Source organism: Natronorubrum halobium (assembly GCF_051351675.1).
GTDB lineage: Archaea > Halobacteriota > Halobacteria > Halobacteriales > Natrialbaceae > Natronorubrum.
Genome location: NZ_CP195595.1, coordinates 2,508,169 through 2,530,917, shown reverse-complemented (window position 1 = coordinate 2,530,917; position 22,749 = coordinate 2,508,169). Strand labels below are relative to the sequence as shown.

At 54.4% G+C, this 22,749-nt stretch carries 17 protein-coding genes, 1 tRNA gene, 1 pseudogene and 2 CRISPR repeat arrays; of the genes and pseudogenes, 9 read left to right on the top strand and 10 right to left on the bottom strand.

The features are described 5' to 3' along the window. Positions 1–425: 425 nt before the first annotated feature. Positions 426–1,319, top strand: coding sequence for a hypothetical protein (locus ACSFC7_RS12520; RefSeq protein WP_436343094.1), 894 nt, complete (start codon positions 426–428; stop codon positions 1,317–1,319). 104 nt (positions 1,320–1,423) lie between these two features. Then, positions 1,424–1,666 (top strand): hypothetical protein, encoded by a 243-nt coding sequence (locus ACSFC7_RS12515; RefSeq protein ID WP_436343093.1) that lies wholly within the window; start codon positions 1,424–1,426, stop codon positions 1,664–1,666. A 103-nt stretch (positions 1,667–1,769) separates the two neighbouring features. Here the strand turns inward: ACSFC7_RS12515 and ACSFC7_RS12510 are convergent, their stop codons facing one another. The 8 genes from ACSFC7_RS12510 to cas6 form a co-directional block, all read right to left on the bottom strand. Next, positions 1,770–2,237, bottom strand: a complete 468-nt coding sequence (locus ACSFC7_RS12510; RefSeq protein WP_436343092.1) for a hypothetical protein — start codon at positions 2,235–2,237, stop codon at positions 1,770–1,772. A 466-nt stretch (positions 2,238–2,703) separates the two neighbouring features. After that, entirely contained in the window at positions 2,704–3,669 is a 966-nt protein-coding gene (locus ACSFC7_RS12505) for a phage NrS-1 polymerase family protein (RefSeq protein WP_436343091.1), read from the bottom strand. Continuing rightward, complete coding sequence (locus ACSFC7_RS12500; protein WP_436343090.1) at positions 3,669–4,340, bottom strand: hypothetical protein; 672 nt, start codon at positions 4,338–4,340, stop codon at positions 3,669–3,671. Before ACSFC7_RS12500 ends, ACSFC7_RS12505 begins: the two co-directional genes overlap by 1 nt. A 326-nt stretch (positions 4,341–4,666) precedes the next feature. Continuing rightward, a CRISPR array of direct repeats spans positions 4,667–5,955; the repeat unit is 37 nt; unit sequence GTTTCAATCCCATCCTCGGGCGCTATTACGTTGTGAC. A gap of 113 nt (positions 5,956–6,068) precedes the next feature. Next, positions 6,069–8,471, bottom strand: coding sequence for a CRISPR-associated helicase Cas3' (cas3, locus tag ACSFC7_RS12495; protein WP_436343089.1), 2,403 nt, complete (start codon positions 8,469–8,471; stop codon positions 6,069–6,071). Next, the gene (locus ACSFC7_RS12490; protein WP_436343088.1) at positions 8,461–9,168 is read right to left on the bottom strand and encodes a type I-E CRISPR-associated protein Cas5/CasD; all 708 of its coding nucleotides are present in this window, start codon (positions 9,166–9,168) and stop codon (positions 8,461–8,463) included. The genes cas3 and ACSFC7_RS12490 overlap by 11 nt, the downstream gene beginning before the upstream one ends. Before the next feature lies 1 nt (position 9,169). After that, positions 9,170–10,132 carry a type I-B CRISPR-associated protein Cas7/Cst2/DevR gene (gene cas7i, locus ACSFC7_RS12485; RefSeq protein WP_436343087.1) on the bottom strand — a complete coding sequence of 321 codons (963 nt, stop codon included), beginning with the start codon at positions 10,130–10,132 and terminating at the stop codon, positions 9,170–9,172. Next, complete coding sequence (locus ACSFC7_RS12480) at positions 10,125–11,939, bottom strand: hypothetical protein (RefSeq protein ID WP_436343086.1); 1,815 nt, start codon at positions 11,937–11,939, stop codon at positions 10,125–10,127. The genes cas7i and ACSFC7_RS12480 overlap by 8 nt, the downstream gene beginning before the upstream one ends. After that, positions 11,939–12,592, bottom strand: a complete 654-nt coding sequence (gene cas6, locus ACSFC7_RS12475) for a CRISPR-associated endoribonuclease Cas6 (RefSeq protein WP_436343085.1) — start codon at positions 12,590–12,592, stop codon at positions 11,939–11,941. Before cas6 ends, ACSFC7_RS12480 begins: the two co-directional genes overlap by 1 nt. Positions 12,593–12,896: 304 nt before the next feature. Continuing rightward, positions 12,897–13,514: a CRISPR direct-repeat array (repeat unit 37 nt; unit sequence GTCACAACGTAATAGCGCCCACAAACGGGATTGAAAC). A 2,606-nt stretch (positions 13,515–16,120) separates the two neighbouring features. Here cas6 and ACSFC7_RS12470 point away from each other — a divergent pair. Further along, complete coding sequence (locus ACSFC7_RS12470; protein ID WP_436343084.1) at positions 16,121–16,501, top strand: restriction endonuclease; 381 nt, start codon at positions 16,121–16,123, stop codon at positions 16,499–16,501. An 823-nt stretch (positions 16,502–17,324) separates the two neighbouring features. Here ACSFC7_RS12470 and ACSFC7_RS12465 read toward each other — a convergent pair. Further along, a tRNA-Ala gene (locus tag ACSFC7_RS12465) sits at positions 17,325–17,396 on the bottom strand. A 265-nt stretch (positions 17,397–17,661) separates the two neighbouring features. Here ACSFC7_RS12465 and ACSFC7_RS12460 point away from each other — a divergent pair. The 6 genes and pseudogenes from ACSFC7_RS12460 (at position 17,662) to ACSFC7_RS12435 (ending at position 22,171) form a co-directional block, all read left to right on the top strand. Beyond that, positions 17,662–18,129, top strand: coding sequence for a 30S ribosomal protein S15 (locus tag ACSFC7_RS12460; RefSeq protein WP_436343083.1), 468 nt, complete (start codon positions 17,662–17,664; stop codon positions 18,127–18,129). Positions 18,130–18,142: 13 nt separating this feature from the next. Continuing rightward, on the top strand, positions 18,143–19,336 hold the full coding sequence (locus tag ACSFC7_RS12455; RefSeq protein WP_436343082.1) for an exonuclease: 1,194 nt from the start codon (positions 18,143–18,145) through the stop codon (positions 19,334–19,336). Further along, positions 19,333–19,680: a KEOPS complex subunit Pcc1 gene (locus ACSFC7_RS12450; RefSeq protein WP_436343081.1), complete on the top strand. Its 348-nt coding sequence runs from the start codon at positions 19,333–19,335 to the stop codon at positions 19,678–19,680. Before ACSFC7_RS12455 ends, ACSFC7_RS12450 begins: the two co-directional genes overlap by 4 nt. Next, positions 19,677–20,315 carry a 30S ribosomal protein S3ae gene (locus ACSFC7_RS12445; protein WP_436343080.1) on the top strand — a complete coding sequence of 213 codons (639 nt, stop codon included), beginning with the start codon at positions 19,677–19,679 and terminating at the stop codon, positions 20,313–20,315. The genes ACSFC7_RS12450 and ACSFC7_RS12445 overlap by 4 nt, the downstream gene beginning before the upstream one ends. Positions 20,316–20,551: 236 nt before the next feature. After that, positions 20,552–20,770 (top strand): annotated as a pseudogene (locus tag ACSFC7_RS12440) (ring-cleaving dioxygenase); the annotation flags it as partial. A gap of 168 nt (positions 20,771–20,938) precedes the next feature. Further along, positions 20,939–22,171 (top strand): iron-containing alcohol dehydrogenase family protein, encoded by a 1,233-nt coding sequence (locus tag ACSFC7_RS12435; RefSeq protein WP_436347953.1) that lies wholly within the window; start codon positions 20,939–20,941, stop codon positions 22,169–22,171. A gap of 36 nt (positions 22,172–22,207) precedes the next feature. On the opposite strand, the gene ACSFC7_RS12430 is transcribed toward ACSFC7_RS12435, so the two are convergent. Next, positions 22,208–22,678, bottom strand: coding sequence for a hypothetical protein (locus ACSFC7_RS12430; protein WP_436343079.1), 471 nt, complete (start codon positions 22,676–22,678; stop codon positions 22,208–22,210). Positions 22,679–22,749: the final 71 nt, after the last annotated feature.

Genomic DNA, 22,749 nt, shown 5'->3' with positions numbered 1-22,749 from the left:
CCCACTATCCAATTGAACCGACGGAGTTGTTTTTGAACTACCACGCTCCGTTGCGGAACTGTCCAACCCTCCGCCCCCATCCCTCTGCGGTTTCGACGAACGATTTCTGACACGGTCAGAATATCGTGAGTCAAGACTCGGAAATATACGCTAGAATATTTATCGAGTCGCCTGCTGTGCGGTGCTGTACAGTCCGAAAAGAACGCGTCCGTTAGTATACAACGTGTTCGTCTAAGCATTCTCCATCTCAAACCCTCCACTATATTCTATGCACATCGTAGAATCAGACGACAGAGGCCATCTATCGAGCGTTTGAACATATAGACGGGGCGCAGTCGGTGAAGGTATTATGCTCGCGAAATCTCTTCTACTAGTGCAAGAATTCCTCCAAAGAGCGTTAGTAGGTTAAGTACTGAATAGCATTCATGCCACCGGAATGTTCCCTCTGTCAACAGGAAAAAGAGTTAGTAGACAGCCATATCATCCCAAACTTTGTAATCCGTTGGATCAAGAAATCGGGCGCAACGTCTTTTCTTAGAACGGCAGAAAACCCAGAGACGAGAATACAGGACTACAAAGAGCCGATGCTGTGCAATGACTGTGAACAGATCCTCTCTGACTGGGAGGGAGAATTCGCAGGTGCAATCTTCTATCCATTTCTCCGAGATCAGAAAGAAGAGTTTGAATATAGCAAGTGGCTTCAAAAATTTATTATTTCTGTCTCTTGGCGTATTCTTGAGGCCGATCGGACCCCTCTGGATGAGTTTGATGAATCCACGAAAACGGTGATCCGGCAAACAAAGGAAGAATGGGGGAAACTGATTTTAGGGGATTCCAGTCTTTCTGATGAAGATCGGGATCATCACCTGTTGTTTCTTGGAGATATAGAGACACCGGCAGAGGGTCTCCCTGAGAAGTGGGAATTCTACTCTGACCGTGGAATCGATGCAACGATCGCTGAGTCAGAAGGAGATATGCACGTATACTTTAAATTCCCGCAGATGGTCTTTGTGTCCTGTATCTCTCCTACATCCATTGACGGTTTTAATGGTACAAAAGTCTCAGATGAGGGTAAAATTAGTGTTCCACAGGAATTAGTCAATCCAGAGTGGGGATCGTTCATATTCGGTCGATCGGAACTTGTTACCAATGACTTATCAGACAGAGAGATTGAAAAATCCTTGACCGGATATCAGAAAATCCTGAGGAAGTTCTTGAATCTAAAAGCTTTCAAACGTATCAAAAAGAGCGTAAGAGAAAAATTGAGTCACACAAGTCTAAGGATTATCTTAACCAAGAATGTCCAGTATGTGGGGTAGAGCACGTTCAATTCAGTAGTCTACCGAAAAAGCCTCTAACGAGGTCTGGGATCAAAGCGCTAGAACACTCTGATCGTATTGAACGTGCTGAAGGGGTATTGATGATGTCCGGTGAGGGATTTGGGCTGTCTACTCGGAAAGACGTGACCGGCGCAGTGATACTCGCAATGGAGGATACTACGTATTTGCTAAATCTCTATACTGATGCTGACTGGGTAGTTGATCGAGAGTTCCCTCATCCTAGGGGAATAGGCGAGGATGAGTTGGATGAATTCGTGAATATGTTAGTTAACGAATTTGAAGACTACTATCGAGAGAACATCCTTTCAAGTCCATCAAGTGAATAAAGGGTCAGACGCGGTTGAAGTGACTGTAAATACGGTTGGTAGTGGTCAGTGACGTGTGTCGAAGACGTTGCTTGACATCGTAGATATCGTAATATTTGTTTTATCACGAAGTGAATAATCTGTTAGATTGTAAAAACGTGTCCCAAGCTTCCTTACATTCTTTCGCAAGCTCGTAGGAATCTAATTCACCAGAATCTGTTTTAACCTTCTTTGTGACTAGTGAATCGCCTTCTCCAACCCTTATTGTCACGCCTTTCCCTTCATGTAATTCGGGTTTTTCTCCACTCCTTCCAGAATTATCTAATGTAAGATGTTTTGTTGCATTACATATGTCAGCACAAAGACTCATATGGTCATTCGTATCGATAAAGGATTCCACATCTGATTCCGATATACTAACTTGTGGGTCATTTTCAAGATGATCTTTCAGGTGGTAGCAAAGTTGAAAATATATTATAAAGTGGTCATGAAACTCTTCTTTATCTACCCTTTGACTATCTCCTTTGACCATACTTTCTATTTTTTCCAACCAACGCAACATTCGATCATATTGTTTCTCGTATTCGGCCATTGTTTGCTCTCACCCCCTCTACGATCTTAAATCAGTGGTTGTGCAAAGTTCCTGATTCGTAGGCTGCACAGACTCCTCATCTTGCAGCACGATCTGATTGGAGTTCACCATTCAGTCCGTGTTTTCACTCATCGGTTGATTCAGCACGAATTAATCAGAAGACATCGAGGGTGTTTGCGGAATCTACCCTCTATATTCAGCAGGCCTTTCTTGATCAGTATCGGTAGATTTGATCACCGCTCCGTTACCCACTTGGCTTCGCGCTGATCAAGCTCATTCTCGTCCAACGACAATGTCGTCGCACAAACAAAGCGAAATCAAGGTCGACGAAAGTACTCGCAGGATGCTGGCAACCACGTCAGACGCGATTGAGAGACAGTCAGCGCTGATAGTATGCTCGCTCCGTCTCTCGATGAGGGGGGAATAAAAAACATGGACTAACTGTGGAGGTAACTCAATATGTGTATTAATTGGTCCTCACGTGATGGCCCGAGAACGTATCGTAGTTCGATCGGATAGCCACTTGGATAGTTGCATCACCGTAGGTTCGGCCATTAGTATAGTGAACTTCATCCCACTTTCCTCGCATTCGTCGAGACCGACGAAAGCACTGGTCGATTAGATGAACGTCCTCTTCGCACCAGAACGCGAGATCGGAGACGAATCCCAGATCTGCCTCTGAACCAGAGGGGAACTCACGATCGGAACCTGATGGCGACATCCATCGGCTGAGTGCCCGCTTAGCTTCCTGACTACCACTTTTTGCGTACTCTTCGAGCGTGCGTTTGATCTGTTCAGGTGCGAGATTGATCGACTGGTCTGAGACACTCTCAAGATCGAACTCACTTACCTCGGGATCCTTTTTTATTGGCTCAGTCCGTTTCGGTAGATACTCTCGCTGGACATCCAGTAGAGGGTTACCTTTGCTGATTTCCTCCGTGTTGAAATCCCTGATCGAATTGTACGATCCGATTTGGTCGCCAGTTAGGACCACATACTGTCCGGAGTCGAACACTTCCATTTTCCCCCTTTCTTCGAGTTTTGCCTGTCCAGTACGGCCTGGAAGCAGTGAACCGATACAGACCGTATGGAGGCCTTCTCCGGAACGACTGCTCTCGGAATAGGTATTAAGCCGATCGAGGATTACAGCGAGCTCCTCAGTAATATGACCTCCTACAGACTGTCGGACGTGATCAAAGTCGAGGATAACATATGGGTCCTCTGCACGAAGTGCGAAGGCTGGCTCTCCATCGTGACTTGTAGCTACAGTACAGGCTTCCTTGAACGACAGCTGGTTGTCGGAATGCTGCCATCCATGAGTAGGCTTGATTGGCCCCTTCTCTTTCGTGACGATCCACTGATTTCGTTTACGGAGGGGTTCGGGGATGTCCCCCCACGCGTGTTCTCCTTGCTGGTTAGTCGAAGAAGACATTATTTGTTATCCCCGTATTTTCGAAACACGTAGTCGATTAGACTATCTATGAATTCTCGGTTGAACCCCTCCAGCGGTAACTGGGTTGCAGCCCGCTTTGCCACTAAGTTTTCTTTAGCTTCTTCGGGACCATCACACATCGCTAACAAAGCGAAGCCGAAACAGGCACCGTTGATGCCTTTGTAGTGCTTATTGAACCCGTTTAGGGACATGTTGTGTACTTTAGACAAGGCGATCTTTCGTGCCCACCTAGGCGTCTCACAAAGCTGGAGAAGCGAATCGCATAGTTTGATGGTCGCCTCGTTCTCTACGATTTTCTTTCGATCTGGATCGTCTTCCCAGGTATGCCCACGACCCATCTGGAACTTCCAGAGTCGATCGTGTTTCTTCTGACTCCTCAAATTCATCTCAGAAAGATCGTTGACGTAGAACGTCGTCCGAGTGCTTGACAGGTACCCATCGCTTTGGACATCTTCATTGTGATCCCAAGCCTGCCACTCTCCTCTATCAAAAGACAAATCCGCTCGCCTGTAGGTCTCAGAGGAGTTCTCTGGATTGATTTGGGTATTGATTGATACTCGATTATCATCCAACGGATGTGCTGGTTCGCGTAAGAAGGTTCTGTAGCTCCAGTGTGAAGGGACTGGATTAGTTGTGTTTCTAATTGACATTATTTTGTGGCATGTGCCCCAACCAAATAATCAAAAAAGGCAGACTAGCGTCCACCTGTTCTGGAATTAGTACCACAATGAACCTTATCCGGATAGACAGAGGTGTCACTCTGTCGGGTGCACTATGGATTGATTGGCTACGGGCAAACATGCGACATTCCGACACACCCTCTTCGTTACAAGAGTGTCTTCAACAATAGTGTCTACTGCTTTGACGAATGTAAATGTCTCGGTTATCCACGACAGGCAAATTAGCAACAGCGTCTGTATTCCAGTGAGCAAAATGGTAGTGTACAACTGAATAATTATTCCACCGCCGAAGTTAAGTTTCAATCCTATCCCCGGGCGCTATTACGTTGTGACGTACAGTACAACCCCAGAAGTCCGAGCGTCCGTGGTAGTTTCAATCCCATCCTCGGGCGCTATTACGTTGTGACATCGACAGAGACCACGAACGTCTCCCCACCTATCTCGTTTCAATCCCATCCTCGGGCGCTATTACGTTGTGACCTTTGGCGTCGGGCCAGCCACCGAAGCGGCGGACGTAGTTTCAATCCCATCCTCGGGCGCTATTACGTTGTGACCGGGTCGTGGTTGGGGTCGGTCGTGGTCATTGGGTTGAGTTTCAATCCCATCCTCGGGCGCTATTACGTTGTGACGACAGAAGACGTCGGTGATGCTGACCGAGGGTGCAGAGTTTCAATCCCATCTTCGGGCGCTATTACGTTGTGACCAACTGGTGGGTGATTGTGTGCGTGTGACTTGGTGCGAGTTTCAATCCCATCCTCGGGCGCTATTACGTTGTGACAGGGCCAGTAACGCTTCCTTGGCAATTGGAATACTGGTTTCAATCCCATCCTCGGGCGCTATTACGTTGTGACCTCCGGGCTCGTCAGCACGAACGCGATCAACGAGAAGTTTCAATCCCATCCTCGGGCGCTATTACGTTGTGACCTTCTGATATTTCTCTTCAAGTGTGGAGCGTTCAAGTTTCAATCCCATCCTCGGGCGCTATTACGTTGTGACCGCCATCGGCGCGGGCCTGTGGTGCTCGGCCGGGGCGTTTCAATCCCATCCTCGGGCGCTATTACGTTGTGACCCGATCGCCCGAGCTGGACGCCGACCGAAACCGACGTTTCAATCCCATCCTCGGGCGCTATTACGTTGTGACGTGTTCAGCAAGTCGGGGATCTCTGAATACAATTAGCTGTTTCAATCCCATCCTCGGGCGCTATTACGTTGTGACATTACGACCAGATCGACGCCTCACAGAGTAGCGGCTAGTTTCAATCCCATCCTCGGGCGCTATTACGTTGTGACTCGTGAACCGGTCGACGTAGTTGATGTTGAGGACTGGTTTCAATCCCATCCTCGGGCGCTATTACGTTGTGACCTGGCTGACGTAAAACTGGAGGTCGTCGATCAGGTCGGGTTTCAATCCCATCCTCGGGCGCTATTACGTTGTGACCCTGTGGGGACTGTGGATCTGAAGACTACCAGCACCGTTTCAATCCCATCCTCGGGCGCTATTACGTTGTGACGGCGGACTTCGACCGGGATGTGAGGCAGTTGTTCGAAGTTTCAATCCCATCCTCGGGCGCTATTACGTTGTGACGGGGGGTTGAAATCGGGGGATAGACCATCTTTTGGCTTCTCGAGATGCCGATTGAATCTCGGGCTTCGTGGACCCCTGCCGTACACATCATTCAAGTGGGTCCATGAAAATCCTTACTCTCGCAGAATACCCCGATCATAGAAGTAAGCGACCTTCGCTTTCGATATCGGCATCTCGTCCTTGCTCTCGGGGAACGTTTCTGTATTAAGACCGTCACGAATCCACCATGCGGGAATCTCGATAGCATAGTCCTGAATAAACTTCCAGAGATCATACCGACACGTCGTATCGGTCGCTGTCACAGAACACTGTGGTCGGGAACAGGTGTGCTCTTCCTCCCATCTTTCCTCAGGCGACCACGTCTTTCCATCTGGTTCAGTGTAGCTGGCTGCCAGTACGGGTACTCTGTAGGACGATATCGATCGGAGTGCAATATTGTCCGTTCCGCCGGAATCCTCCGCAACAGGACGATGGGGTCCAAACAGCCAATCCTCGCTGATTGCCGTTCGGATTGTTGCTGTATTGTACTCGGGTTCGAACCCGTTGTATACCTTCTCGATCCACTCTTGGGCCCGATCAAAACGGTACGTTCCTGCCCCTCCGAGAACTGTCGCTGTTCTCTCGAGTAACTTCCATTCGTCTGAATCGCAATTTTCAGCGTAGGGATACCATGACTTAGCGTTGTTAAGTGGCGCATAGACTCGGCATTCGTACTGGTGATTCTCGAGACCCTTGCACTGCGAACAGTCCGTTATTGAACGGCAATCTTCTGAGGTTGGTTTTACACCAGATCGATGGAGTCGCCCAGCTCGCTGAAGTATCGCATCAATCGGTGCGACGTCGGTCAACAAAAGGTCGGCTGAGAGATCCAAACTAATCTCGCAGACCTGTGTCGAGACCAAAAACTCGCGATCACCAGAGACAGTAGCGTTGACGCCAAACCCTTCTCGAATGTCTTCTTCTTTCTTTTGACGGTGTGAACGGATGAACTCACTACTATAGTATGTTACTGTCTCGCCGGCAGCTCGGAGTTGCATCGCAAGATCGCGAGCTGAAGCAACAGTGTTCTTGACAACCATCACTTTCTTCGCATCCGTCTTATCAGCGACTTCGAGAGCGCGATCAGCAGTGAGCTCACGCTCAGAGACATCTACAACAAATGGTTCTCGAGGTGGTTGATCAGCTGCGAGGCGACCATCACTTCGAACCGTTGTCGCTCCAGAGATGGCAGCTGTGTTCTGAATAGACGATGGAAGCGTAGCGGTCATTACGTACCACGGAATGTCGTACTCTTCTAGCTTCCGCAGCGCTCCGAGAAGATGCCCAGTTAATTGCATATCGTAGGCATGAATCTCGTCGAAGACGATCCCTGCCCGATAGAGATTTCCTTTCGCAATTGATGACCACTGATAGCCGTTGATAAGCGTGCTAAGAACATGATCAACAGTCGAAACAGTGACTGGATTTTGAAACCAGCGTCGAGACCGCTCCTCGAGCATAGGGTCGGATGTATCCCACCGCTCTGACCCGGCTTCGCTCTCTAAAAACGTCTCGCTCGCCGAGTGGTACAGTGATGCGTGATCTGACTGTATACCACTTTCTTCGGTGTCGTCAGTAATCGATAGGAGGAGATTGTTGGTCGTCACTTGAGTCGGCATCGCGAACACTAGTCGATCAATTTCACCTTGTGCTGCGAGCTCGCGACCCCACTGGAGAGCAGAATGTGTCTTGCCTTCACCACATCCCGCTAAACCCACTAGTGGCGCGTCGATTGCTGAATCGATTGTTTGCTGGTATGGGCGGAGAGAGTCAAATAATGAGATATCGTCGGCGTGCAACTGCTTGGGAACGCCGATCTCGGTGCCCGTTGCACTCGCACTCGCGTAGTGATCTGCCTGAATTAGAACCGACCGAATCACCGTTCCTAATGTGCCAACACGCTGGTACTCTGTTTGGTCATCGTGTAACTGCTGTCGTGTATAGGTCAGAAAGCGTTCGAATTCCTTGCTGGCCTCTCCAGTCAACGAGAGTGGTGGGTACGCAAACTCACTACTTTCGACCGATGAGAGAGTATCTATCCACTGTTCAGCTGGGTCACCGATTACCCTCGAGTCATTCCCTACCGTTTCTGGTGTCATATGGTCCCGTGTGAGCGCAGTGTGGTGGTGAAGAACAGCAATCGTCAGCGCCATCGTTTCAGTCAGTGGCAAATCGCGATTGCGGGCAAACTCGAGCGTGTACCTTGCACTCCGGGCGCTGTGATTCGGTTTCTCCGCTCTATCACCGTGGATCCATGCTTGCCAATCAGGATGTACTTTTCCCGTATCGTGTAACCAGGCACCCATCTCGACAAGCTCCGCCAGACGGTCTCCAGAAATCTGCATTCCAACCGCATCTAACCGCTGTGAAAGCAATTCCTGGTTCGCGAATAGACTAGCGTGTTCTGCGACTGATCGGCTATGATCAATAAAAGAGACGGCTGGTGATTTCTTCGCGAGGATTTCGTTATAGGACATAGACGAATCGCTCCCCGTCTGGTGTTTCGTAGTAGTGGTCGACGTCGCCCCCGGTTACCGATACTGTCTCGACACGTGCTGGCTTCGGGACATTTCGATAGCCAAGGTAATCCGGTTCAACCGGTAGGAGCTCGGGGTCGTCACCAGCTTCGGGGATCACACAATCAACTGTTGCTGGTTCATCGACTCGTTCAATCGGGTCGATCGACACTTCGCAGATATCAACAAGGTCGTCTGATCGCCCTAGATAGAGCAACCGCTCGGGGTCCTTGAGCGCCTTCTCGAACGTACTCAGGTAGTGTTCTGGTCCACCGATATACATTTTATAGGTCGGCTTGATCAGGGATTCCACCTGTGTCGGTGTCGATTCATAAACACCCTGATCGGACACGTTCCCTGTTTTCGAGCGCTTCATTCGGGATCGCAGGTCACGGTGACGTTCCGGCGGATCAACGATACGCACGCCAAACCGACATTCCTCCTGTATCTGTGCTCGAAATTCTGCTTCTGGTTCGTTTCCACGATCTTCTCGAGTCGAACCGATGATCGAGGGACGACCGAGTGCAGCGTACACGACCCCTTGCAGCGTAGGGATTGGTGGTACCCTGTATGACGGAATGCCGTTCATCGCTCCGGATTTGGCGAACGCACACTCAAACGGGACATCCAGTGTTGCCCGGAGGACTTGGTCACTCATACTACAGATTCTTTTTGACGTGGCTCTTGAGCGTGTCAAATGTCGCTACCACGGAGTCTTGAGTTTCAACGCCGTCAACGGATTCGGCGACATCCATCACTTCATCCCAATTGTTCATCACTGATGGGTTTCGCGTGCCTGCAACCCACACGTCCGCCTCGAGGGCGATCAAGTCCTTGAGAACGCTCTCGAGTGTCGAGGGGTCGACTTCACCGGTTTCGGGATCGGTCCTGATCGCATTAGAGACGCGCTGGTTGTAGACGGGTTGGGTTGACGCTATTAGGAAATCTGGCATGAAGTCTGCCATATGCCTCGCTTGGCCGGCGAGATTCGAGGTATTCTGGATAGCCGTCAGGAGTTCCTCTATGCGGTCTTTACGGTCGTCGCCATTGTCATTATCGTCAAGTTCGTTAGTGAGTTCTCGCCTTGCTCGGACCCCATCATCGGTCTCTTCGACACTCTCGATTTCGCGTTGACCGATCGCAGGAACATCAATAGCGAGTGCACCACGGAATACGTTTTCTGTCATTTCTCGATATCCGATATTGTGATCCGAATCTGTGACACTCTCAGCATCGACACCAGGATCGTACTGGAGAATCATATCTGTCGTTACCGGCTGATCGTACTGACCAACGAGTGGCGTCGCTCGTAGTGGCGACACTCGGTTAACTGGGATATCGTCGGTATCATCTAACTCCTCTGGGTTCATGTACCCGAAGAGGTCACAGAGCTTGCACTCGCTGATTCTCCCACACTGGTGTGCAGCATGGCAATCAACCCCTTCTGCTGTCTGGGCTTTCAGAGCGTCTTTGATTGCATGCCGGTACGCCTGTCCGCTAATATATGGCTGGTTCCCTATCTTTTTGAGATCCGACAGCTGACTCCCTCCCTCTCCAGCGTTGTGGTTACCGAGATCGACGTGAGTCAAGTGGGCGATCCCGATCTGGGCAATCTCACTCATCGTCATCACCTTCGGTGCTGTTGACGACGTTCTCGTACTGTGCAGCCAAGGAAGCGTGAATAACGAACATGCGTTTTGTTGGGTCGAAGGTCGATTTGTCGGTTATCAGGTTAAGTACTCGCTCTACATCATCGTCTTTCGATGCTACCCAGCTGTCACTCTGATTGTTCTCGAGTGACTTCTTCTGAGCCTGCATAGCTGCCTTTTCAAACGATTGTAGGAACTGTTCGGGAGTGCCGGCGTTCTGTAGCTGGATGAGCACCCCAATATCGTTCCCACCGTGGAACAGTCGGCCAATATTTGAGGCGACTTGTTTGATGCTCTCGATACTCTCTGAATCGATCTCAGCGTCTTCTGTCATGTTTTGCATGATGGTAGTGAAGTAGTCGCTTACGTACTGCATCCGTGGTATGTACCTAGCGCCCGCGTCGCCACGGATCACTGCTTTCGAGATCTCAAACGTTCCGCGTTCGAGTAACTCGAGTCGCTTCTCGAGGATGCCAAATCCAATATCGTCCTTGAAATCAACGAGTCCTGAACTGCCGTCAGTCGTACTGGCGAACCATAGTAGCACGTCGCGTACCGGCCAGTACGTGTCGTTATCTTCAATAGACCGTTCTTCAACGGCAGAGTATGCCCATTCACCCGGTTCCACCTCTTGCATCGAGTCGATCGTTCGGGTTTGACCGACTTCACTGACAAAGTGAGTCAGGGCTGTTGGTCGGCGCTCGATCTCTTCGAATGGGTTCTCTTGCTGAGTATTGACCTCTCGTAAGACCTCTTCGTAGAAATCAAGCGTCTGCAACCCAGCGGACTCGGTGAACAACTGCCCAAGTGTTCGCTTCCGAGACCGCTTCTCGCCGGTGGAATCGGTCATATCCTCTAATACACGGTTTAGGTCTCCACGGATGGTGTAGAGCGTCTCGAGATCACCGACCGGTGCAAAGAGGCGGGCATTGTTCCCATCGATAGCCGTTTGTCGTACGACTTTCGGCATTGACATATAGTAGAATCCAGCTACAAGGCAGGCTGCACATCGGCCACGGTGCTTGTCTTTTCGTGACTTCTGTCCCAAGGGGGTTGCATCACCAGTAGTAGACGCGAATATATTGAAACTCTGATTATATTCTAGATTCTTATTCTTGACGCCTTTGTACGTCGGTATCGTTTCGGATCCGCAGATCATGCAAGGATGGTCGCCTTTAGCGAGTTCATGATTTCCGAGAAGACTGGCTTCGAACGTAGCGAAGTATCGCTCGAAGCGGTCGATCTGTTTTGGCCCCGACCGACTGCTTGGATTGCCGACGTACTCTGGCGAAAGAATAAATGCAGCACCGCCACCGCTCAGACTACGACCGAGTACATCTTCGACAAGGTCGACATCAATTCCAACATCGTCAAGCGTTTGTTCGTCGATATAGTCGTTTTCGTAGACTGTTAGTTGCTCATCTGGGTACGGAGTCCGTGGCTTGTCAATTCGCCGATCGTCATCATCCGGTGCGCCGAGTTCATCGAGTGCTCGGTTGACCGCGAGGGCTCGAGCTGATCGACGGTGGGTATGCTTTATCCGGTCCTCGATATGTGATTTCAGATCGGAAAGCACATCATTGAGATCTGCTTCGTCAAGAGCTTCGATGCAATCCGGATAGACCGAGACTTGCTTGTTGCCCATCAAGTTGAGTTTCTGGGCGAGATCGGCGACCGCTTCGTTGACGAATGGATCGCTTGTCAGTCGAAACAGAACTGTCTGATCTGTGTTAATCGTCTCACCAGCGGAAATCTCATCAAGGGTGAGTTGATTGCCCACTATCGCCACCTCTCGGGAATCTGATTGACTGGCATCACGCAGCCAAAACCAAGGCCGGTTCGCTCACCCAGCCCCATCGTCTGAATGAACTCACTGGTTCGTGGATCTGTCCGGAGCGTGAGCTCCATACGAGTTCCAGTTGCCCACCCATCTCCGCTGGTACGGAGGCGCGATGTCTTGAACCAATGGATGTCCTCGATAATGAGTTCGTCTGGGGTTTCTCCCCAGTTGGCTTCCATGCGATCTCGAACGTTATCTCTTACTTGAGCGAACCACATTCCGTCATCAGGATGGAGATCGACACGCTCGTCATCCTCATACTGACTCACATATACCGGGCTCATGGCCCGATATTTCGCTCGAATCTCTGTTTCAACGGCCTCTAAATCAACTCCTTCAATAGGGACCTCCGTGTGCCCTAGCTGAACCTCGTTATGGCGAGCATGGTTTGCTACAGCGTCGATAATCGTCTTTCGATCACTATTGATGACCCAGTATCCGCGTTCGCACGTAAGGCCATCTTCGTTGGCTTGGTACGGTCCTGTCTGTACGAACTCGCTGAATACGAATGGAGGCGCGTGTGGGAGTTGGTGCAGCTCCGTCGCAAATTCTGATTCGTATTTGTTGAGTGCGTCGTAAATGAACGACTGCATACTCAAATGATAGTTCCAGGGGAGGTGGAACCGTGGATTACTCCCACTGTCAGCACTAATATACAGGCGGATCTACCAACACCTCCGTTGATGATAACCAAAGCACACTGGAAGTGTTGTCTCGGTACACTATATTATTAGTGGTTAGAGAACGAGAATCAGAGATGGTCAGCAGTAACGTCGGGCAACAACGCTTTTCATCGACCCACATCAACACTCTGTACAGCAGGGGTCCACGAAAGAAGTGTTTCCATTGACGGATCCACATCGCTCTATAGGGGAGTTCCTAGGCTTTCCACCCCCTGTCACAACGTAATAGCGCCCACAAACGGGATTGAAACCCTTGGGTCTGGGCTTTGGCCCACGACCTGTCAAAGTCACAACGTAATAGCGCCCACAAACGGGATTGAAACGGTGTTATTGCTCTATGACGGACGCAAACACACCACGTCACAACGTAATAGCGCCCACAAACGGGATTGAAACGTCGATGCTGATGACCGCCTGTCGCATCAGTTCGGGTCACAACGTAATAGCGCCCACAAACGGGATTGAAACAATCGGATGCTGTTGGGCGGCACTCAAGAGGGCGCCGTCACAACGTAATAGCGCCCACAAACGGGATTGAAACCACGATTCGGATCTGGTCTCGCCGAACCATCTCGCTTGTCACAACGTAATAGCGCCCACAAACGGGATTGAAACCACGAACGTATTCCCGTCACTGTCGAAAACGATACCTGTCACAACGTAATAGCGCCCACAAACGGGATTGAAACGGCAGTTCCGTGCGGACCGCATGCCACTCGCGGTCGTCACAACGTAATAGCGCCCACGAACGGGATTGAAACATGCATTTGCCGACCCAATCACCGTGGTCGCTCGGTCACAACGTAATAGCGCCCACGAACGGGATTGAAACACCGCGAGCTCGCGCAGCGCCTGGACGTCCGTGTCTTGTCACAATAGCGCCCACGAACAGGATTGAAACTGGTACATCGTCCCTTCGACGAAGACACGCTGCTCAGTCACAACGTAATCGCGCCCACGAAAGGGATTAGAACACAATGTTGCTCAAGAACCTGGTCAAGAACAGTATTCCAGATGAACATCCGCCGTACGCCGTTGGCAATCTCCCGGAATCGGGACGACCAGTAGTTTCAGCGACCGTCGACAACCGACTCGTCACAAACGCGACACTGGTCCGATCCTATTTGCGGGAATAAGGTGTCTATCGTCTTGTTCAGTTTTTGGCGGTCTCTTGTCATTTTAGCCCGCCAATTTTGTCTGCACAACGAACTTTTACTCTGCGAGCTAGCAAAGCTGGCCCTCGACAAATCTCGTGAGAGCGGAGCTCTCTCGGACCTCACGGGAGCGAAGATCCCGCTTAGCTTCGATGAAAAGCACTCCTTCCTCCCTACGGGTCGGTCGTCCGCCCGCTCGCGCACTTCGTTCGCTTCCGATGAGTGCACATTCCTTCCCCTGTACTTATTATTCGTCGAGTAGTCACGAAGAAGGTATGCGAACCGTTCTATAACGTCCTTTGTGAACGGTTACACCGTGACCAGACATCGATCGGGTTACACCCAGACTGGGATCCCACTTCTGGACGGTGTCGTCCGCCGGCCGGTGACGATCGAACTCTCCTTCAGACCGACAGAGCTCTCGTTGACAGGCCTGCCTCCTTGAGTAGGATTCGTTGGATCACACAAAAATACTACTGTGTCAACTGCGGGGAGTACGACATAACAGTGTGCAACATTGTCGTCGGTCGCGCTTCAGTCGACCGTGAACGAACTCGAGTCGCTCTCCGATACGCTCCGACCGGACAGTCAGCTAGTTCGATACAGTCTACTTCGATTGCGATCAGTGTCCGCCCTGACGATGTTGAAGTCGGCCTAGAGTAGGAAGTGTCGGTACCCACATGTGCGATCATCTCGACATCGACGCAGCGACGGTTCCAGACGAACGATAGAACGTACAAGCCGAACTCGATGCTGGCACGTTCCATGGCTACGGGCTCGATCGCGAACAAGCCGAATTCATCCTTGACGGTTTCTATCAGATATCCAGTTGAAACCGATGAGATAGTCTTCAAACTACCACGCTCCGTGGCAGGAGCCGTCCAACCCTCCGTCCCATCCTTCTACAGTTCGTCAAGACTCGAAATATTCGCTAGAATATTTCTCGAGTCGCCTGCTGTGCGGTGCTGTACAGTCCAAAAAAGTACGTCCATTGGTACACAACGTGTTTGTCTAAGACATCTGCAATTTACGTCCATTACGACGATAGATGGGTAGAGAGAAGACTCTGGAGTACACCCTGACGTCCCTACACAGATGGATTGATACCGAAAAAGCAGTATCGATCTCCACCTACGGACGAGTTGTCCGACGTGATCCAATATCTCTTGGCCCGTACTTAGTTCCGGGCCCCCATCACGGCTTCGGAATGCATCGTACCCCAGTAGCAGAGGCAGCGGGATACTCAGCTTACGCGAGTTCGGTGCGGGCTTACTTTGAGGAGTCGGTTCGAGACTCCACAAGTTCGAGGGATCTGCTCACCAGACCCCCTCAAACTTTGCTGCGATAGTGCGACAGTGAATCGTTGAACGAAGCCGGTGATGGGTCCCAAGAAGGATCCATCTTGTATAGAACAATGTACGGTCTCGATGAATGTAAACCTTTTGCTGGATGATTGCCGGTTAATTGTGGTGTCGATACCGATGGATTGAGTGGTGAACGGTCCCGTTATAAAAAACCGTGTGTTTGGAGCTATGGTTAAATACCAGTCATCAAGTACCGTTTATTGGGTCAAATTCACGACAGATTATACGCGAGATTGATCCAATGCTAACGATAAATAAACCCACTAAGTTCAAAACAGTCTAGACTGGTTATCGTCTAAACATTTTTGCTCATACCATTCGGGGTTGTGATGTTTTGATTGCTTTTGTTGATGATGACCTTCATCCTTCTGAGCTCGTGAAGCCACATGACCAGCAAGCGCATTACCGTCATCGAAGGTCGCTGTACAATTCTCAATCGGGCAAATGAGATTTGTCATATCTCTAAGTCAGAGAACATTATATGAACCACTTTCGGATTCCTAATGTTCAGAGGTGCGCTATCCTTTTCGGCGCAAGCGAAGATCATGATGACGCCCTGGCCAAACAGTCATTGTCGCTCAAAATCAGCAGGATAAGGAAGCAAAGGTGCCATCTACGCACTCAATAGGACGAGATTGAATTTATGTCTAATCAAACATAATTGTGCTACTCGGCTATTTCGATATGGATATACACGCAGACAAGCGGTAATTACGCAGATTCACGCTGAACGTCCCAATACCAATTAACCTCGAGGGTGAAAACGGGAGGGTCTTGAGTGTTTTCCAGAACGACCGTCGGGAGGCCATTAATGCTGAGGGAATGTGTGATCTCTGCCTTCAGACGTGACCATATTTCCATTCGAGCCGTTGGTTCGAGTGATGTCGCCAAGATACAGACCGACCGACCTGCACCGTGGTATGACCCCGACGGATCTCGAAGAGTTCGTCGCGAGATTTTACGAGGAGAAGCACGAGTACGTGACACAGTTAACGCAAGGAAGCTGGGACGGTGGAGTCGATATCTATGTCTCTGACGAGATCGATCCGAACGGGAGACTACCGTTGTTCGCGATCCAGGTCAAACGGTACGATCCAAGCAGACCGATCTCGGGTTCGACTATTGAGCGCTACATCGAGGTCGAGAACACGCTGACGATCGTCTCAACCGGCCGTTTCACACAGCCGGCCAGGCGGATCGCGAACCACGCCAGGATCAATCTAATTAACGGGGAAGATCTCTGCTGGCTGATCGAGAAGCACAACGCGTACGCGCTCGTGGAGGAATATCTCGACCAGTAGGAAGACACCCCACCGTTTCATTTGCTTTCGATCGAGAAGAGACTGGAGATCAATGTTCTGGATTTACGCGATGCTGATCGGCAGACTCGCCTTCTGTACGCTCGTCCTCTTTCTGATCTCGGCGCTACAACACGAGGGATCTCGATCCTCCTCGCGTTCAACCTCTGGCTCGCCGTCATGATCCGTTGATGTCGGATAACGCGGTGATGAGACTCGCTCGAACAGAAATGAAGCAGTCAATCGATGAACGCTGGCGGTAGTGATCGCGCTTGAGAGAGAGATGTTACACTGGAAAATACCCCTCCATACGATCCACTGGAACGGGGGCCGGGCGCAATTTTATTCTACCTCACTGATGGATGAGTTGCTCCCACGACTACTACGCAATCTGAGCTCACCCTAGCACATGATCGCCCGCTCTTGGCGATGCTCATTGTCGTTGCACACTTGTGAAATATATACACAGGGGTACATCCTTAGGCGGTTTGGGCGATTGATCGGCTGACGCAAGGCAGCCGATCGTGAGTCCACAATAGATGCTTGATTCGCAGAATATCAGCCACGTCTCTTCAAATACTGTATTTTCATGAGCGACAAGGAACAAATTTGAGGAGATTTTCTCAGCCGATAATTTGGGGCTCTTGGGTAGTATCCTGCACGCGGTTGTTACCCCCGATAGAATGAAGTAGCACGCAAACACATGCAATATTGTCCGCTCAAACAACAGTCCGAGTGGTGGCCGGATTCACTGCCCCCTTCAACGTCAACTTAGGACGGTAAAACCGGACGCTGTCGGGTGATTTGTAAACGAGTTAATTTCGAGTGGACTCGCCGGGATTTGAACCCGGGGCCTCTCCCATGCCAAGGGAGTGATCTACCTCTGATCTACGAGCCCTCGTTCGCATTCCTCCATTTTCCTCGGGAATAGATAAACCCCTCGAAATGCTCGAGCCACCCCTGACGGTAACACGCACGGCGATCGAGCCCCGTCTAGAAACCCTTTAGTCCGTTGGAGCGAAAACGCTGGTGGGAAGCGCACGGCCGCAAATCTGACTGTGCCGTCCACTCTTTCGGACGGCTTGGGATTGCGGAAGTGCAACGGTAGTCGGGTGGCCGACTATCGCACAATCGAGCGGTCAGTGCGGTTCCTATCCTCACCAATGGCACGAATGCATACCCGCCGCCGAGGCTCGTCCGGTTCGGACAAGCCAGCGGCAGACGAACCGCCGGAGTGGAGCGACGTCGACGCGGACAAGATCGAAGACCGCGTCGTCGAACTGGCAGAGCAGGGCTACGATCCCAGCCAGATCGGGATGAAGCTGCGTGACGAAGGTGTCACGGGCACGCCCATCCCGGACGTCAAGCTGGCGACCGGGAAGAAGCTCACCGAGATCCTCGAGGAGAACGACGCCAAGTCGGACCTCCCCGAGGACCTCGAGAACCTGATGGAACGCGCGATTCGACTGCGCGAGCACATCCAGGAGAACCAGCAGGACTACCAGAACAAGCGCGCCCTACAGAACACGGAATCGAAGGTCCGTCGTCTCGTCACCTACTACCGAGGCAACGAGCTCGAGCCGGACTTCACGTACTCCTACGAGGTCGCGAAGGACCTCCTCGAAGAGTAACCGCACCTCACAGATGTCCACAGAGGGCCGTTCCGCCGAGCAGTCGTCCGCCCCCACCGCGAGCGTACTCGAGAGTGCGGGCTTCGTCCACATCGTGGCACGAGCCGACGGCGACGCGCTCGCGGCGAGCGGCCTCCTCGCGAGGGCGCTCCGCGAGCGCGAGACACCGTATCAGGTGAGCGTCGGACGGACCGTCGCGGACCGGACGGCACGCGTCCGCGAGCGAGAGCCGGCGGCCGACGACGCCACGATCGGCGTCGGTGCCGTCGACGCGGCGGTCACGCGCCTCGAGACCGCCGACCGACCGGCCACGCTCGCGGCGCTCGACCTCGTCCGCGACCTCGACGCGACACCGGATCCCGTGCTCGCACTCGCCGGCCTCGTCGCCGCGGGCGTGGAGCCGGGTGCCGGCGAGAGCGAGTGGCTCCTCGAGACCGCCCGCGAACGCGGGCTCGTCGACCGCCGACCCGGACTCGCGGTTCCGACCGCGGATCCGGTGGACGGCGTCGCCCACTCGACGCGGCTGCACGCGCCGTGGTCGGGCGACACCGACGCAGCGCGCGACGCACTCGACGGACTCGGCGTCGATCTCGACGCCCCCGAGACGTTCGGGGGAGACGACCACCGGGCGATCGGCTCGGCCGTCGCACTCGACGTGATCGGCGACGACGACGCGGCCCCCGTCGCCGCGGAGACGATCCAGCGCGGACTCCGGCCGTACGCGACGCCCGATCACGGGTTCGCGACGGTCGGCGGCTACGCGGACGTCCTCGAGGCGACCGCGCGGACGGAGCCCGGAACGGGCGCGGCGCTCGCGATGGGTCACGATGCCCACGAGCCGGCGCTCGCGGCCTGGCGGGAGTACGGCCGCCGAGCCCATACGGCACTCGAGGGCGCGTCGACCGGCCGCTACGACGGTCTGTTCGTCGTCGGTATCGACGACGGGCCGGTCGCCGCGGTCGCCCGCATCGCCGCAGCGTTCCGATCGCCGGAGCCGTCCGTTCTCGCCGTCGCTGACGGTGAGGCCGCGGTCGCGACCCGGGGCGACGACCCCCTCGGCGCGACCGTCGAGGCCGTCGCCCGCGAGTTCGAAGACGTCGGGATCCCCGACGTCGCCTACGACAGCGGCCGACGGCGCGGCTATCTGCGGTACGACGCCGACGTGGACGAGTCGACGATCATCGCGACAGTGAGGGAGTTACTGTGAGCAGACGCGCGACCATTCGAACGACACACGACGACCCCGAACTCGTCGCCCGGGCCCTGCGCCCGGACAACACCGACGAGATGGAGACGAGCGTCGAGAAGGGAGCCGATCCCGCGAGCGATCGGACGCAGTCCGACGGCGACGACGCCGGAGCCGTCGTCACGCGAATCGAACGCGAGACGACCGGCGGACTCCACTCGAACGTCGACGACTACGTGGTCAATCTCGAGGTCGCGATCGACGTCGCTCACGCGGCGCGGAACGGAGACGAACAACGCGGACGACCACTGGACACAGGGACTGTGTCCGACGCAGACAGCAACACCACACACGATACACAATGAGTGAACGATCAGTTTCACGAGCGAAACAGGAAAAGCGGTGGTACACCATCCTGGCACCGGAGCAGTTCGACCGGCAGGAACTCGGCGAGACCCCCGCTGACGAACCGGAGAAAGTATACGGCCGAACAATCGTCACGACGCTCGGCGAGTTGACCAACAACGCCAGCGAGAACAACACGAAGTTGACCTTCAAGATCAACGACGTCGGCAGCGACTCGGCGTACACGGAGTTCGTCGAACACTCGCTGACGCGGGACTACCTGCGCTCGCTGGTCCGCCGCGGTGCCTCGAAGGTCGAGGCCTACGTCACCGTCCTCACGACGGACGACTACCGCGTCCAGATCCAGCCCGTCGCCTTCACGACCAAGAAGGCCGACGCGAGCCAGGAGAAGGCCATCCGCGAGCAGATGGTCGCGATGATCGAGGAGGCCGCCGCCGAACGCGACTTCGAGGAACTCATCGACAGCGTCGTCGAGGGCCGACTCTCCTCGGCGATCTACGGCGAAGCCAAGACGATCTACCCGCTGCGCCGCGTCGAGATCCAGAAGACGACCCTCGAGGCCCACCCCGAGGAAGTCGCCGAAGAGGAAGCGACCGCCGTCAACGTCGACGAAGAAGACGTCGCAGCCGAGTAATCGCGACTCGACGGTCGGACTCGCGATCGAGAGACGACAGCACGACCGATTTTTTGTGGACCGAAACGCGGCCAGTCGCCACACCCGACAGTCCTAACTGATCTCACTCCCGTGACGAACGATCCCCGTAACACTCGTGTCCCCGGGTGAGACGAGTGTGAGCAAACGGTCTCCGCGTCGAGCGCGTACGGGGTAGCAATGTCACCGGACACACCCGGACTGCACCACGTGACGGCGAGCACGGGTTCTCGCCCTCGCAGATCATCGACCGGAAGTACTTCCGGTCGATCTGCACGCGCGAACCCGGCGGCGTCCGCTTCGAGATGGCGACGATGAATCCCGGCTTCACGGCCGACGAAGACCGCGAGGGACTGGGCTCGAGCCTGACGCTCCTCGAACGACTCGAGGACGAACGCGAGCGGATCGAAGCCCAGTTACCGGCGTTCGACGGGCCCCGTCGAGGACTGACCGGACGAGAAAGACGTGCTCGTCGAGCCAGCGGGTATCCCGCCCGGGACTCGAGCGTGATCGGTTCCCGATCGTTCACTCAGAACGTCGGCATCCAGATGTCTTCGATCGCCGCAGTTCTCGCTTTTAACACCGATCCGCCCGTACCACCGTCTATGACTCCACCTCACCCGAGCGACGATCGACGAGAACGGTCCGTTCGCTTCGAGTACGACCCGGCGACGATCCGATTCGGTACCGGGTGCGTCGACGACCTCGCGGCCGAACTCGACGCGCAGGGACTCGAGCGCGCGCTGATCGTCTGTGGCTCGACCGTCGGGAGCACGCCCGACGTGATCGACCCTGTCAGGGAGGGACTCGGCGACCGACTGGTCGGCGTCTTCGACGAGACGACGCCGAAGAAGCGCCTGAAGACGGCTCTCGAGGGTCGAGATCGACTCGAGGTCGAAGACGCCGACGTCCTCGTGAGTCTCGGCGGCGGCAGCAGTCTCGACGTCGCGAAGGCCGTCAGCGTCCTCGCGGCGGCCGACCTCGGTCCGGCGGCCGCCGCCCGAGAGTTCGCCGAAACCGGGACGCTGACCGTCCCGGACGACGGACTGGTTCCGATCGTCGCGGTTCCGACGACCCTCGCCGGAGCCGATCTCTCGTTGGCCGCGGGTCTCACCGCCGCCCCCGACTCGGGGCTGGTAGACGAGGAGATCAGCGGCGGCATCTCGGATCCGGGACTGATGCCCGCTGCGGCGATCTACGATCCGGAACTGGTCGCGACCACACCCGACTCGATCCTCGCGGGCTCAGCGATGAACGGGTTCGACAAGGGTATCGAGGCCATCTACGCGGCCGACGCGACGCCGGTGACCGATGCGACGGCCAGACACGGCCTCGAGAAACTCGAGGACGGCCTCCGCGCGTTCGGCGACGGCGACCGGGATATCGGCACGTTCGAGACGGTTCTCGAGGGCATCGTACTGGTCCAGTACGGCATCTCGCGGCCAAGCGGATCGATGCTCTCGATCGTTCACGCCTTCGGTCACGGACTGACCCACACGTACGACGTCCAGCAGGGGGCCGCCCACGCCGTCGTCGTCCCGCACGTCCTCGAGTACCTCTTCGAGCGGGAGGGAGTCGATACGCGGGAGGGAATGCTCGCGAACGCGCTCGGGGTCGCCAACGCCGCCGACCACGGCGCTGCGGTCGTCGAGGCGGTCACCGAGATTCGAGACGGACTCGGCCTTCCCTCGCGGCTCCGCGACGTCGACGGACCCGAGCCCGACGAGTTCACCGCGGTCGCCGAGTACGTGCTGGCCGACCGCCTCGTGGCGAACGCGCCGCCGGGGCTGGATCCGTCGGTCGAGGATATCGAAGGGATCCTCGAGCGGGCGTGGTAGGCGCGTGGAAGTGGGTGGTTACCGGCGTTTCGCCGATCACCGATCCGACGGTGTCGAGTCCACCGACTGCGGCGGGCTGACGCCGCGACGCGGTGGCCGGAGTCCGTCCTGCATCGGGGAGAGCAGCCACGCGAGGTAAATCGCGAGGATCGCGCCGATCGCCGCCAGAATGAACAACACCGTCGGGACGGCGAGGTCGACGATCTCGAGGAGCGAGAGTCCGAGGCCACCGCTGAGAAGCGAGCCCACGACGAAGTTCCGGAGCTCTTCGGGGACGAGCGAGCAGAGCCGCTGGCGCCAGTACACCGCGTAGCAGAATCCGCAGGCGGTTCCGAGGAGCACGGCGCCGGGACTCTCGAAGGGATTCGGGAGCCCCGTTTCGCGCGTGACGGCGAAGCAGAATATCGGGAGTCCGATCACGAGGCCGACGAGTTCGCCGCGGCGACCGTCCGGGGTCGTCCACCCGTCGTCGTCGTCGCGGAACCACTCGAGGAGGGAGGCGGCCATTGCTATCGATTCGGACGTATTGGATGATAACCATTTCGGCGAGGTCGACGGCGACCTACTGCTCACCGGAT

Coding starts and splice junctions, on each gene's coding strand:
- ACSFC7_RS12510 (WP_436343092.1), bottom strand. CDS start 2,237: ATGGCCGAATACGAGAAACAATATGATCGAATGTTGCGTTGGTTGGAA.
- ACSFC7_RS12435 (WP_436347953.1), top strand. CDS start 20,939: ATGACTCCACCTCACCCGAGCGACGATCGACGAGAACGGTCCGTTCGC.
- ACSFC7_RS12455 (WP_436343082.1), top strand. CDS start 18,143: ATGTCCACAGAGGGCCGTTCCGCCGAGCAGTCGTCCGCCCCCACCGCG.
- ACSFC7_RS12470 (WP_436343084.1), top strand. CDS start 16,121: ATGACCCCGACGGATCTCGAAGAGTTCGTCGCGAGATTTTACGAGGAG.
- cas7i (WP_436343087.1), bottom strand. CDS start 10,132: ATGAGTGAGATTGCCCAGATCGGGATCGCCCACTTGACTCACGTCGAT.
- ACSFC7_RS12505 (WP_436343091.1), bottom strand. CDS start 3,669: ATGTCTTCTTCGACTAACCAGCAAGGAGAACACGCGTGGGGGGACATC.
- ACSFC7_RS12460 (WP_436343083.1), top strand. CDS start 17,662: ATGGCACGAATGCATACCCGCCGCCGAGGCTCGTCCGGTTCGGACAAG.
- ACSFC7_RS12500 (WP_436343090.1), bottom strand. CDS start 4,340: ATGTCAATTAGAAACACAACTAATCCAGTCCCTTCACACTGGAGCTAC.
- ACSFC7_RS12515 (WP_436343093.1), top strand. CDS start 1,424: ATGTCCGGTGAGGGATTTGGGCTGTCTACTCGGAAAGACGTGACCGGC.
- ACSFC7_RS12520 (WP_436343094.1), top strand. CDS start 426: ATGCCACCGGAATGTTCCCTCTGTCAACAGGAAAAAGAGTTAGTAGAC.
- cas6 (WP_436343085.1), bottom strand. CDS start 12,592: ATGCAGTCGTTCATTTACGACGCACTCAACAAATACGAATCAGAATTT.
- cas3 (WP_436343089.1), bottom strand. CDS start 8,471: ATGTCCTATAACGAAATCCTCGCGAAGAAATCACCAGCCGTCTCTTTT.
- ACSFC7_RS12490 (WP_436343088.1), bottom strand. CDS start 9,168: ATGAGTGACCAAGTCCTCCGGGCAACACTGGATGTCCCGTTTGAGTGT.
- ACSFC7_RS12430 (WP_436343079.1), bottom strand. CDS start 22,678: ATGGCCGCCTCCCTCCTCGAGTGGTTCCGCGACGACGACGACGGGTGG.
- ACSFC7_RS12445 (WP_436343080.1), top strand. CDS start 19,677: ATGAGTGAACGATCAGTTTCACGAGCGAAACAGGAAAAGCGGTGGTAC.